This is a genomic window from Micromonospora sp. NPDC049101 (assembly GCF_040648675.1).
In the GTDB taxonomy this organism is placed as follows: domain Bacteria; phylum Actinomycetota; class Actinomycetes; order Mycobacteriales; family Micromonosporaceae; genus Micromonospora.
In genome coordinates this window covers 254,087-267,973 of the sequence record NZ_JBEZED010000002.1, presented here as the reverse complement: position 1 = coordinate 267,973, position 13,887 = coordinate 254,087, and the positions used below count along the sequence as shown (strand labels likewise).

Annotated in this window: 4 protein-coding genes; 1 reads left to right on the top strand and 3 read right to left on the bottom strand. The window is 73.7% G+C overall.

What is annotated here, in order from left to right; translation table 11 throughout:
• The first annotated feature begins 243 nt into the window (after positions 1–243).
• Entirely contained in the window at positions 244–2,943 is a 2,700-nt protein-coding gene (locus AB0B57_RS03855) for an AAA family ATPase (RefSeq protein ID WP_357064865.1), read from the top strand.
• Here AB0B57_RS03855 and AB0B57_RS03850 read toward each other — a convergent pair.
• From AB0B57_RS03850 to AB0B57_RS03840, 3 genes are read right to left on the bottom strand one after another with little or no spacing between them, the layout of a single operon-like run.
• Positions 2,906–6,754: a hypothetical protein gene (locus tag AB0B57_RS03850; RefSeq protein WP_357064864.1), complete on the bottom strand. Its 3,849-nt coding sequence runs from the start codon at positions 6,752–6,754 to the stop codon at positions 2,906–2,908. The two genes, AB0B57_RS03855 and AB0B57_RS03850, sit on opposite strands and share 38 nt — an antisense overlap.
• A 5-nt stretch (positions 6,755–6,759) precedes the next feature.
• Complete coding sequence (locus tag AB0B57_RS03845; RefSeq protein WP_357064862.1) at positions 6,760–10,617, bottom strand: hypothetical protein; 3,858 nt, start codon at positions 10,615–10,617, stop codon at positions 6,760–6,762.
• Positions 10,618–10,620: 3 nt separating this feature from the next.
• Positions 10,621–13,809 carry a hypothetical protein gene (locus AB0B57_RS03840; protein ID WP_357064860.1) on the bottom strand — a complete coding sequence of 1,063 codons (3,189 nt, stop codon included), beginning with the start codon at positions 13,807–13,809 and terminating at the stop codon, positions 10,621–10,623.
• Between the last annotated feature and the right edge of the window lie 78 nt (positions 13,810–13,887).

Genomic DNA, 13,887 nt, shown 5'->3' with positions numbered 1-13,887 from the left:
TCTCGATCCACCCGGTCCGGATATGGCGCTTCCCGGCGTTTCACCCAGCTATTCGCGGCTACCACGTGCTCGGTCGAAACTGCTCACTCACCGGCGTACCGCGACTCACGCTTCGGCTGAAGGTTCGACGGTCTGATTGCGTCGGGGTCGGCGCGTCCGGCTCGAGGGCACCGATTTGGGACAGCACGGTCAGCAAGCCGTCTCAACCGGACTCGCCTCCGGTGCGGGTGGCACCATCGAAGAATGCCTGCCCAACTCCTGGAGCGCCGGTCCGCGCTGACCACGCTGCGGGCCGCCGTCGATGCCGCGCTGGGCGGCGCCGGCTCGGTGGCCCTGCTCACCGGTGAGGCGGGGATCGGCAAGACCAGCGTCGTGCGCCACCTGCTCGCCGAGGTCGATCCGGCGGTGCGGGCACTCTCCGGCGGGTGCGACGATCTGATCGCCCCCGCTCCTCTGGCGCCGTTGCGCGAGGCGGTGGCGAATCATGGGGGTCCCCTGGCGGCCGCCCTGACCGCGCCGCACCTGCCAACCGCGCCGAGCGGCGCGGCCACGTACCCGTTGGTGGCGGTGTTGCCCGCGATTCTGGCCGAGCTGCGCGGCGCCCCCGCGACGCTCCTGGTGGTGGAGGACATCCACTGGGCAGATGAGGCGACCGTCGATGTGCTGATCTACACGGCCCGGCGGATCGGGCCGCTGCCGGCCGTTCTGCTGCTGACCATGCGCGACGACGTGGACGACGCGCACCCCGTCCACCGCCTGCTGGGATCGTTGACCACGGTGCCGGTGGTCCGCGTCCCGCTGGCCCCGCTGTCCGCCGCCGCGGTGGCCCGGATGGCGGCCGGCACCGGCCACGACGGCGCTGCGCTGCACGCCCTGACCGGCGGCAACCCGTTCTTCGTCAGTGAGTCGCTGGCGTCCGACGGCTCGGCCGCCTCGGGTGCGGTGCGCGACGCGGTCCGCGCCCGGTGCCGCCGCCTCGCACCCGCCTGCCAGGAGGCGTTGGCGCAGCTCTGCGTGGTCCCGCGGGCGGTCGGGGTGGACCTGGCCGCCATCCTGCTCGGGCCGCAGGCGCTGGCCGCGCTGGCCGAGGCGGAGCAGAACGGGGTGATCGAGGTACGCCCGGACGGTCTGGCCTTCCGACACGAGCTGGCCCGCCGGGCGATCGAGGCCGACCTGCCGGAGCTGCGTCGGCGACTACTGCACCGCCGGGTGCTGGCGGCGCTGCGGGCCGAGTCGTCGCCGGACCGGGAACGCCTGGTGCACCACGCCGTCGCCGGGGACGATCCGGCGACAGTGGTCGCGGTCGGCCCGAGCGCGGCCCGCGCCGCGGCGGCGGCGGGCTCGCACCGGCAGGCACTGGTGCTCCTCGAGTCGGTGCTGCCCTACCGCGACCGGCTGGGCGGCGCGGAGAGCGCCGCCCTGTTGGACGAGTACGGCTGGGAGCTCTACAACGCGCACCGGTTCCACGAGGCGGTGCGGGTCGGCGAGCAGGCCGCCCGGGAGTACGCCGCGTTGGGCGACGAGCCGGCCCGGGGGCGCTGCCTGATCCGCGTCTCCCGGCACCAGTTCATGGCCGGCGAGACCGACGCCGCCGAGCGGACCGCTGGTGAGGCCGTGCGGATCCTCGACAACCGGGCCGACGACGCGGCGGCGGCACACGCACTGCTCTATCAGGGCGCCATCCTGGCCCTGACCGACGACTTCACGCGGGCGGTCACCGCCCTGGAGTCGGCGCGCAAGCGGGCCGGCCAGGCCGGCCGCAGCGACCTGGACACCCTGTGCCTCAACTATCTCGGCATCGCCCGGATCGAGGTGGGTGACGCCGGTGGGCTGGCCATGCTGCGCCAGAGCGTGGACACGGCCCGCGAGGACGGCCTGCTGGAGTATGTCGCGCGCGGCTACACCAACCTCGGCGAGATGCTCTTCCGGATGGGTGCCCTGGCCGAGGCGGCCGGGTGCGTACGCGCCGGGCTGGCCTTCGCCGAGGAGCACGGATTCTGGTCGCACGCCTACAACATGCGGGTGCACGATCTGCTTGTCGAGCTGCGCCGCGGCGGCTGGGACCACGCCGAGCCGGGGCTGCGCGCGCTGGCGCAGCGCCAGAACCACCCGGACATGCTGTACGTCTACAGCGTCCCCTGGTACGCCCGGCTACGCGCCCGCCGGGGTGACCCGGCCGCCGCGCCGCTGCTGGCGCAGGCGTGGGATCGGGCCCGTCGCGGCCGGCTGTTGCTGGGCACGGCGTACGCCGGCCTCGCCTACCTGGAGTGGGCCTGGCTCACCAACGACAGTCAGCGCGCGGAGGAGGTCGCCGCCGAGTTGCTGCCCCGCCTCGCGCACCCGGGTGCCGCGCCGTTCCGGGCCGAGGCGGTGCGGTATCTGGTCCGCTTGGGCGTCACCGTCGACCCGGTCGGCAGCCCGGTGACCGATGCGGTGGGCACGCAGGCGTCCGATCTGGTGGTGACCCAGGCGTACGCGGCAGGTGCCCGTGGTGACTGGGCCACCGCGGCGGCGCGGTGGGCGACCCACGGCGACCCGTACGAGCAGGCTCTGGAGCTGGCCGAATCCCCGGACGCCACCACGGTGGCCGAGGGTCTGCGGATACTCGACGGGCTCGGCGCGGTGGCGGCGGCCGACCTGGTCCGGGGCCGGCTGCGCGGTCGGGGTGCCCGGGTCCCGCGTGGCGCGCGCCGCGGCACCCGGGCCAACCCGGCCCACCTCACCGAGCGGCAACTGCTGGTGCTGAGCCAGCTCAGCGCCGGGAGGACCAACGCCGAGATCGCTGCCGACCTGGTGCTGTCGGTGCGCACCGTGGACCACCACGTCGCGGCGATCTTCGACAAGCTGGGGGTGCGCAACCGGCAGGAGGCCGCGGCGGCCGCCCGCGCGCGGGGCATCGGCCCGGCTAGCGCCACGCCCGAGGCGCCACGTCGGCCGGTGTGAGCACCCGGCTCAGGGTGCCGGCGAGAGAGTCACCGACGTAGGCCACGCCGGTGACCGGGTCAACCGCCACCGAGCACGGTACGGTGCCCAGCTTGACCGCCACCCGCAGGGCCCGGGAGCGGCCGTCCACCATCAGCAGACCGGCCGAGGTCGCGACGTAACCGATGCCGGTCCCCGGTCGGGTGGCCACCGCCCGACCACCGCCGGGCACCGGCAGCACCGCGCCGGCCGGCACCGGCCGGGTGCCGCCGTCGGTGGGAAAGTCGCCCTGGTCGAGCACCACGACCGCGGGGTGGGTGGTGCTGCCGCCGAGACAGGACACGAAGACCAACCCGGCCGGTACGTCGACCGCCACGTCGACCGGTTGCAGCAGCACATCCTCCAGGTCGATCGTGCCGGTGATCGCGTGCCGGCCGTCCGCGCGCCGGGTGATCACCGAGATGGCTGCCGTCTCGGGTACGCCGGAGCGGAAGGTCCGGGCGACGTAGACGCGTGCCGCGGTGCTGTCCACGGCGGCGGCGATGATCCCGGCGAAGCCGTCCTCGTCACCCACCACGTCAAGTTCGCTGAGGTCGGTCGGGGAGAGCACCCGCACGTGCATGTTGACTCCCACCGGCGGCGCACCGCCCTGGTGCACCACGTAGAGCCGCTGAGCGGCCGCGTCGAGCGCCACGTCGACCACGCCCAGCCCGATCGGCCTGCTGATCCCCGGTTGTGGCAGGCCCGCGGTCACCTCGAAGCGCTGCACGGCGAAGTCGTGGTGGCCACCGTTGACCACGAATCCGTGGTTGCCCTGCGGCTGGATGGTGAGCGCGCGCGGCCCGTGACCCACGGCGGCCGTCCGCGCCTGGGTCAGTGCCAGGTCCCAACTGCTCAGGGTGCCGTCGTCGTCGGGCCGGTCGGAAGGTGAGTGGGTGGCGAAGACCCGTCCGCCGGCGCCGTCGCGGGCCACCGCCACCGCCGCGACGGCGCCCGGACCGCCCAGGGGCACCGTCGTCACCAGCGGCGCCGCCGGCACCGGTGGCGGTACGTACACGATCGCCGCACGCCGGACGCCGGCCATGCTGGCCGCGATGTCGATCGGCTGCGGACCGGTGGGTGCCAGCACGTCGATCGCGAACTCAGCCGTGGAAGCTCCCGCGACGACGTCCACCCCACTGGGCACCCGGACCAGATCGGGGCGGTCGCTGTGCAGGGTGACCCGCTTGCCGCCGGCCGGTGCCGGGCCGGTGAGCAGCACCCGGCCGGTCGCCCGGGCCCCGACGAAGAGCCCGGTGCGGGCGTGCTCCACCCGCTTGAGCGAGACCGAGTCGAGGGACTCCAGCGCCTCGTACTGGATGTTGACGTCGACCTGGTGCAGGCCGGTGAACGGGACGGTCACCGAGTCGTAGGCCAACGTCCAGCCACCGGTGAGGCCACGCCCGTACAGGCTGAACAGGTGCTCCTGACCGGGGACGGCGGCCGTGTCGCCGGTCCACACCTGGGTGGCCGGCTCGAAGCGCAGCACCAACTCCTGGGTGGCCGGAGGACCGGTCAGGTCGTGCACGCCGAGGTCGAGGTCGCGCTGTTGGGAGAAGCCGGCATGCGTGATCGTCATCGGCAGGCTGTTGTCGTTGCCGGCCATCCCCCGCAGGTTGACGGTGACCCCGACCACCTTCAACTCGGCCAGCCCGGGCGGCAGTTTGGCCAGCGGCAGGTCGAACCACAGCGACTTGGCGTTGACGAACCGGTTGATCGCCGCGGGGTGCACGCCGACGGAGAACGCGTTGTGGATCACCTGGGTGCCGTCCTGGACCACCAGTGACCGCCCCTTGGCCCGGTGCCGGTCGCGCTCCGCCACCGGGTCCCGGGTGAAGATGGCGTTCATCATCAGGTCGTAGGTGCCCACCGGGAAGTCGGGCGGGACCTTCTCGTCCAGGTCCAGATCCAGGTCCGGGTAGGCCAGCGCCGCGGTCTGTCCCGAGATGCCGCCCGGGTTGCCCCGGTCCAGGATGTAGAGCTTCAACGCCCGCTGGGCCCGCTGACTCCAGTGGTCCAGTGCGTCGAAGAGGCAGAGCAGGCCGCGCAGCAGTCGGGACACCGGCGACTTGGCCGGCCGGTCGTCGGTGTCCACCGAGTCCAGGTCCCGGATCGCCTCCCGGGCGCGCCGTTTGAGGTCGTCGATGGCCGCCGTCGTGCCGGCGATCTGCCGCAGCCGCAGCGTCGCCAACCGCCAGCTGTGGCAGGCCTCGGTCAGCTCGATCAGCAGGTCCCGCAGGGGCCCGTCACCCTGGGCGGCGCGCAGGTCGGCGGCGACCCGGCGCAGGTGCACGACCCGCCCGGAGCCGGGGGTGCCGACCTGGGCCCACTGACCGTGCGCGGCCAGGCCGACACCGGCGGCCGCCAGTTGGCTGGTGGCGGGCCGTCCGGCGAGGTAGGGGCCGCCGGCCGCGGTGCCGGCGTCGACAAGCAGGTCGGTGTCCGCCGGCAACAGCAGCCCCGCGGCACCCGGTGGCTGGGTGGGGTCGGGCGCGCCGAGCACCTGGGCGATCGTCGTGACCAGGTCGGACCCGGAGACAGTGCCGGAGCCGTACGAGATCAGCGCCTCGGCGACGGTCAGGTCGCCGAGGCGTTCCTGGATGCGCAGCACACTGTGGCCGATCAGATGCCCGGAGGCCTGCTGGGCCTGCTCGGCGGCTGCCCGTCGGCGTCGGGCGCTCTCCCCGATGGTCTCCTCCAGCGGCCCCTGCTCGCCCAGCAGCGCGGTCAACTGGGTGCGGATCGCCTCCCGGGCCCGCAGCAGCCGTTGCTGGTCGCCGGCGAGCAGCAGCGGGCCGTCGCCGGGCGCGAACAGCGCCGCCCGGAGGGTGTCCGCCGCCGCGCGCCACTGCCCGGCGTAGAAGTCGACAGCCGGCACCAGATCCAGTTCCAGGTCGCGCTCCACGCCGATCTCGGTGCGGTGGTCGGCCATCAGGGCCCGCAACTGTGCTGCCATGGCGCCCGGACGAAGCCACTCGACGGCGGCGTACTCCCGTTCTGCCTCCACCAGGTTGCCGGAGCGGAACTCGTACCACGCCTGCCTGCCGCGCTGTTCGGCCCAGCGGTCGCCACCGCGCCCGGAGAGCTGTGGGCGTAGCTCCTCGTCGTACTGCTGCGGGGTGCGGGCCAGCACCTCGGCGGCGCGGGCGCCGCCCTGGCCACCCGGCTCCCCCGGCGGCCCCTGCGGGCCCTGATTCTCCGGTTCGTTCGGAATGCCTGGCCCACCTGGTCCACCATCACCGCCCGTGCCACCCTGGCCGCCGACTCCGGCGAAGGTGTTGGTGCCGGAGGCCTCGACGTAGAAGACGTGCACCGGGCCTCCGGCTCCTCCGGGGCCGCCCGGGTAACCCCGTAGACCGGGATGCCCGCCGATCGGCGGCGGGGGCGGTGGCGGCAGCGCCGTGGTCCGCGAGACGTTCGGGTCGTTGACCGGTGGGCCGGGATCGCCTGTCGCACCCTTGCCGCCGCGCTGCCCGGTGCTGGTGGCGGAGACGTCCGTCAGCCTGCGGGCGTGGATCACCAGTTGGCGGCCGGCGAGGCCCTCCTCGCCCTGCGCCGGGGTGCCGGGCACCTGCATCGCCAGCGATGGCGTACCGGCCGGGCCGCCGCCGACCACCTCGTCACCGACGATGACGACATCGCGAAAGCCGCGGATCACCGCGCCGAGCAGCACCACCCGGCGGCCGATGAAAACCAGTGGCCGACCACCGATGATTGTCGATTGCGGCAGACCGTCGACGAGCGCCTGATCGATGCGGACCTCGTCACGGATGTGCAGTCGGAAGACGTCCACTGTGCTCAGCTCTCCTCGGTCGCGGCGGTGGTGGCTGGCGGGTTGGGATCGATCACCGCGCGGTCGAAGATCTCGGTGTAGACCGTCCGCAGGGCTTCGCCCGGACCGGTGACCGCCCAGCCGCGCTGGCGCTCCTGCACCACGACCCGGCCGGCGCGCAGCTCGCGCATGAGCTGATCCGGTGGTGCCCCGGCGGCCACCCACTCCAGGCGCATCGCGGCGATGCCACCGGCCGGTGCGGGCAGGGTGGTGACCCGCCAGCCGTCACCGGGCGTGCCGGTGGTGCCCTCCTGCGCTCGGACGCCGCTGTCGGAGCCGATGTCGGAGCTGGCCAGGAAGGGGTCGGGCATCCGGCGCTCGTGCCGCATGGTGAACTCGCTGGCGGTGGCGGGCTTGCCGAAGACGTTGACCCGCACTCCGGTGGCCCCGAACTTCTTCACCTTGATCTGCCGGTGCGGGGGCAGCTGGACCAGGTCGGTGGTGACCACCCGGGAGACCGCGCGGCCGGGCAGTGAGTGCGGCTGGAAGCGCACCAGTCCCAGTCGCAGGAACGGCCACACCGCGAGGTCGACGTCCACGTCGATGTCGGCGAACCACAGGTCCCGCTCGGCGTCGAAGTGCACCGGGTGCCCGATCACGGTGACCTGCCGGCCGCCCGCGGCCGGGTCCAGCAGCGTGACGGTGGTCGTGACCTGGCCCGGTGTGTCGAAGTCGCCGGCGACGAAGTGCTGCTGGTCGCCGAGGCCGATCTCCTCGATCGGGTCGCTGCCCCACCGGGTGACCAGGCCGGACAGCGCCCGGCCCTCCTCGACGTCACCGTCGGTCGGGCTGGCGAAGAGCACCACGCCGAGCAGCTCGCCCTCGCCGGTGCGATTCCAGCGGCGGTTGAGCCACACCCGCACGCCCATCGTCTCCCGGGTGCTGGTCCACTCGCCGAACTCCGTGCCCCTGGTGAAGCGGAACGACGGCACCACCGAGTGCACGTCCGGTGGTGGCGGCACGGCCCGGTTGGGCACGTGCACCAACATCTCGGTGCCCTCGCGCAGTTGACTCTGGTCACCGTCCGGCACGGCCGGGAAGTACTCCCGGAACCGGGTGGACCCGACCGGTCGGTAGGTGACCGCCCGGTGCCGGGTGTCGCCGAAGAACTGCGACGCGGTCAGCGTCGCCGGTCCACCGGCGCGCTCCAGGTCGGTGGGGGCGAGCGTGGCGGTACGCGGCTGCGGGTCGACGCTGCCGGTGCCCGCGTCCACCGCTTCGAGCCAGGACGCCGCCAGGTGCACCCGACCGGTGGTCGGCCGGTGCGCCTGCACCTGCGCGGTGACGGTGACCTGCCCGGTCACGCCGGTCGCGGTGACCGTGGGCGGCCCGATCAGGGCCGGTGCCACCAGCGGCTTCTGCACCGCGTGCACCACGGTGACCGGTTGCCGGGAGGACAGGCCCAGCACCTGCCCGTCCAGGACGTCCTGCGGGTCGGCGGCACCGACGGCGAGGTGGTCCAGCCGGTCGGGGTGCAGCGTGCTGGACAGCTCGAAGGTCTGCTCCACGCCGGGAGGAACCTCGACGATCAGCACCGATCGGCCACCGGACTTCTTCACCGAAACCTGCACCACGCCGGAGCCGGCCGACATCGGGCGGACCACCAGCTTCGCCGGCGGCAGATCCGGCCAGCTGCCCCCGTACTCCGTGCTCACCACCGGCGACGCACCCGGCACACCGCCGATGGCCACGCCCGCGACGGCCGGGTCCGGCAGGTAGGGCAGCAGGGCGGCCGGCGCGTCGATCACCACGTAGGCGCCGTTGGGCAGCGCTCGACCGCGCGGCACCGGCAGAGTGCCCTTGACCTGCCTGGTCGGGTCGCTGGTGACCAGCTGCAGGCCCGGTTGGGGCACCATCGCACCGTTCGGGCCGGGCACCATCGGGTCGAGGAACGAGCCCTCCTCCCGGCGGGCGACGGCGAACATCCGCTCGCGGACCGCCGGGGTGGCCTGCGGCCCGAACGCCGCGTCGAACATGGCGTGCCGCTCGGCCAGCATCTGCGGGCTGTCCGGTGCGGCGACGTGCCGCTCGCAGGTGCCCAGCAGGGTGCCCTGGCCGTCGCTGCGCACCACCAGCCGGAGCAGCGACTCGCCCTCGGTGAAGCGCCTGGTCGGCACCAGGGTGGGCGAGCCGGCCGCCTCGTGGCGGAGGTAGCGCACCGCGGGCAGCACCTGGGTGGGATCGCAGACGTCCGGGTCGATCGCGGTGCCGGCGATGTCCACCGCCCGGGCCCGGAGCTGGTAACTGCGTCCGTAGCGCAGCCTCGGTAGCGTGCCCGGCGCGGTGGTGACCTCCGCGCGCAGCGGATAGCCGGGCGCGAGGGCGCTGTCGATCTCCTCCACCTCCGGGCTGTCGCGGCCGTCGCCGCCCACCTTCGGCCCCGGCTTGCCGACCGACAGGCCCCAACCGTCCCACCCGGCGATCTCCTCGCCGACGACGAGCCGGGTGACGCCGAACTCGTCATCCTGCTGTGCGGCGACCACCGCTTCGGTGCGGCCCTCGTCGTCGGCGTCGACTGTCAACTCCCCCACCGTGTAGCGCACCCGGCGGCGCATGAGCGACCGGAACGGCCCGCCGTCGGTGGCCACGTCCAGCCGGTAGCCGGTGGTCACGTCGTCGGCGAACAGCACCGCCGGGGCCTGCACGCCAGCCGAGGCGATCGCATCGGTGCGGCTGGTGACGTGGCTGACCACCGCCTCGGCGCGGGCCTGCTGGCCGAGGGTCAGACCGACGTCGCGGCGCACCGGCAGCCGGGCCGGCAGCGGCTCGCCGGAGCGCGCCGACGCGGTCGACGCCGCCGCCAGCTGACCGCTCAGGCTGGCCACATCCACACTTGTCAGCACGTAGGTGGTGGCCGGGTTGCGCAGGTTGAGCACCCCGCCGACGATTTCGGCGCGGGCGTCCGGCTCGGTGGCCATGGTGAACCGGCGCGCGGACAGGTCGCTGACCACCGCGCTGAACGGCTGGGAACGGGGCACCAGGCCGTTCAGCGGCTGACCGGCCGCGTCCACCACCCGGACGGTGCGCGCGCCGTCGAACGGCGCCAGCTCGAGATCAACGCGGAGACCCAGGGGTACGGAGAGTGCGGGGTGCGCCATCAGCAGGGTGCAGACCTGGTGGAAGTCGGCCTGGGTGACCGAGTTGACCCCGGTCAGCGGCCCACCGGCGGCCCGCCCGTCCGGACCGGGTGCCCGGCGGGGGCCACCCGCGCGGCGTAGCCACCGGGCGTAGGCGGCGATCGGCAGCGCCATCGCCAGGTCCTCGTGGCCCTCCTCGCGCAGCCGCCGCACCGCCGTGGCCAGCGTCGCGCTCGACGTCGCCGCCGGGGCGAGCAGGGCGGCACCGACCTCCCGGCCCATCGCCCGCGCCACCCGGGGATCACTGTCCACCGTGGCCAGTGCGGCGATCGCCCGTCGCACCACATGGTCGGCGCCCAGCGAGCCGGTGGGGTTGGTGTCGTTGACGCTGGCGTACATCTGCTCCAGAGCCGTCGCGGTGACGGCGAAGGTCGGCCCCGGTCGGGCGGCTCCCAACGCACGGCGCCCGCCGGCCTTGGTGAGCACCCGGGTGGCCGGGCCGAAGAGCGCCGTCCACAGCGGCGTCGACGCCGGGCCGCCGCGCCGGGTCAGCGGCTGCGGCTCGCCGCCACCGGTGTCGGCCAGGAAGAGCGGCCCGAGGGCGTTGACCACCGCCGGCCAGTTCGCCAGCGGCGTACCGTCGATCGTGGTGATGCCCTGGCCGCGCGGGGCGGCGACCAGGCTGAGCTGCGCCCTGCCGTCGGCGAAGCCGGCCGGCAGAACGGTCCAGAGCACGCTGTACGTCATCGTCTACTCCTGTGCGAACGCGGCGCAGTAGGTGTCCCACGGGCGCGGGCCGGGCCGCCCGGTCGGCGCCATCAGTTGGGCGAAGGTCGGATCGGCGCTGGGGCCGGCGAAGCGGCGCTCCATGGGCACCACCACCGACTCGCTGAAGAACAGCACCTTGATCTCCACGGCGATCTCGGCGTAGCCGTACAGTTCGTTGGAGTCGAGGTCGTAGTCGAGGGTGAGCGTCAGGGTGATCGAGACGCTGATGATGCTCAGGACCTCGACCTCTCCGCGGATGCGGAAGTAGCCGCCGATGCGGGCGATGTCCTTGCTGGCGTCGATGTCGAAGAGCACACCGCCCATCGCCTCCACCGACCCGCGCGCCACGAACAGGTCGACCGAGAGCGAGGCGCCGAACTCCAGGGCACCGACCAGCTTGATCAGGCCGGTGGTGGCCACGCCGATGGCGAGGTGCCCACCCCCGCCGAGCGCGGCGATGGTCAGCCGGAACGGGTTGTCCGGGGTGGAGAAGCCAAGATCGAAGGAGAGCGGGTACGGGTCGCCGGTGAAGTTCAGTTCCGCGCCGGCGGAGATGGCGATGTTCTCCAGCGCGAAGACGCCGATCGCCAGCGACGGCACCGGGAAGCTGAAGCCGGACCGCACTCCGGTCGGGGTCACGGTCAGCGCCGGCGGGTCGGAGAAGCCCTCCTGGTCGACCACCTCGGCCAGGGTGGCGATGAAGGCGAGCACCTGGCCGTAGCGCAGCGCACCCAGCTTGATGTCGACGTCGGGCTTGCCGGCGTCCCTGCTGGTGAACCGGATGCTCCTGATCGGCACGCTGAGCAGCGGCACGGTGTCGAAGGCCGGCGTGGTGGTGGAGTGGATCTGCAACTCCACCTGCTGGACCACGCACTCGCTGGTGGACCGGGTCTCCAGCCGGGCGGTGTCCACCTCGGTGGTCTGGGTGATCCGCAGGGTGGCCTGGTTGGCGTCACCGGGGTTCTCCCGCACCGGCCGCAGCACCACGAAGCCCTGGTGGAAGCGGGCCTGCGGCTTGTCGCCGAAGAGCTTGGTGTCCCAGGTCAACACCTGCGAGGCGACGCCGTCGACCAGGTCGCTGACCATCTTGTAGGCCTTGCCCAGCTCCCGGACGATGCCTTCGTCGGTGGGCAGCAGATCCTTGAGCCTGGCCAGACCCAGCAGCTTGTCGGCGTCCTTGAGGAACGACAGGTCCACCGCCCCGGCTGCCAGGGTGGTCAGGTTCGCGCCCGCCAGCGCCCCGAACTGCCGGGAGATCGCCGAGGTGCTCAGGCTGAGGGCGGCGAGCCCGCCGGTGGCCTGCTGCGCCAGGCCGACCGCCGGCGATTCGCCGACCAGCTTCAGGAAGACCTGTCCCTGGGCGTTCGCCCCGTCGAAGAGCGCCTGGGTGTACGGCGCGGCGTACTGCAACACCGCCTCTTTCGCCCCCGGCGCGTAGCGGTCCAGCCCCGCGACGCGCCCGATGATCTGTTGGGCGACGGGCAGCCCGGTGGCGGCGTCCAGCGCCAGGTCGACCTTGCGGGCGAGCACCGTCGTGGCCTGCTCCGGGGTGGGCACCTCCGGGCCGGCCGCCGACCGGGTCGCCGCCGATCCGGGCTCCGGCATCGGGGCGACCGCCAGCGGCAGCCCACCGGCCTGGATGGTCCGGAAGACGTTCTCGGGCACCTGTGCTCCGCCGCCGAGGGTGTCCCACAACGCCCGGGCCTGCGCATCGGAGGCGGTGTTGGGCACGAAGAGCAGCGGCAGCGCGAACGGCACCGGGCTGCCCTCCTGGTCGTAGCCGACCAGCTGATAGGCGAACGGTGTGGCGGCGTCCAGCCGCAGCACCCGTGAGCCGGTCATCCCACCGGGCGGCTGGACGGCCTCCAGCGGCGGGGTCACCGTGGTGACGACGTCGACGCGGGTGAACGGCCAGCGCCGATGAGCGTCGCCGCCCACGTCGTCCACCGACGTGGCGGGCGACACGAACGGCATCTGCGGATCGGTGACCAGGATGGTCGCCGCGGTGCGCAGCGCGGCGACCCGGGTGCTGCCGCTCTCGAAGCGCCGTACCGTCTCCTCGGTGAAGATCGCCCGGTGGCCGAACGGGTAGAGCCGGCCCACCACGACGATCCGTTGCGCCTGGTCGCGGCCCATCGACGTGTCGTGGCGCCACTGCGCGACGGTGGCGGCGATCTGCTCGGGCGTGGAGCCCGGCGGCGGGTCGGGCCAGTCACCCCGCACGCTGAGCCAGCCACCGAGGCTGCTCAGTGCGAGCCGCCGCACGGTGGCCGGCGCGACGGTGCGTGACTGCTCGGAGATCTCGACGCACAGGTCGGCCCGGAGGGTGTTCTTGAGCCGCGCGTCGTCGACGTCGTCGGCCCACCCCGGCTGCGGCGCACCGCTCTGCGGGGTGTGGGTGAAGCGCGCCGCCAGTGGCAGTTCGGCGCTGGCCGAGAAGTCCACCGAGGTGACCTCCAGCCGGGTGCTCCACAGGGCGGTGCGGCCGGCGTTCACCCGGGCCGCGGCGGCGTGCCGCAGCCGGACGTGGCCACCGGGGGACTGCAGGTTGAGCAGGTAGGGCAGGCGGAACTGCGACGCCTGCGGGAAGCCCGGCGGCGGGGCGGGCACCAGCGCGGCGTCTGCGGCGCGGGCGCTGGACGTACCGCCGGATCGTGGTGGGCTGACGGCGGCCCGGCGGGCCACGCGGTCCTGGCGCCGGTCCTCCGCCGCGGCCGGGTCCACGGGCCGGCCGACCTGCGCGGCCATCGCGGCCGCGACCAGGTGGTACGCCGAGGTGGCCGGCCGGGGTGGCCGGACGTCGAGCGGTTCGACCGCGCCGCCCTGTTCACCGGGGACGATCTCCAGCCGGGAGATCGCGGCCAGGATACCGGCGACGGACAGGTCGATCGGGCCGTCCGACGGGCGCACCACGAGCACCACGTCGCTGGGTGGCGTGAAGACCGGCTTGGTCTGCACCAGTCGTGGGCTGGCGCCCCGGGCGGCGTTCTCCAGGAGTTGCTGCGGGGGGAAGCGCACCCACAGGTGCCCCTGTGCGGCGCCGGCAACCAGCTTCAGGTCGTAACCGGTAGGTGGGCCGGGGCGCAGCTGCGGCTGCAGGTTGCTGACCGACACCTGCAACACGAGCTGGTCCTCGGCCCGGGTGAGGGCGAACGACGGCGAAAAGGCCATACGCCCACCCTGGCCTCCGCCGCCCGCGGTGACATCGGTAGCCGCTGCCCATACTGTGCCGGCGCGCTACCCACGTTG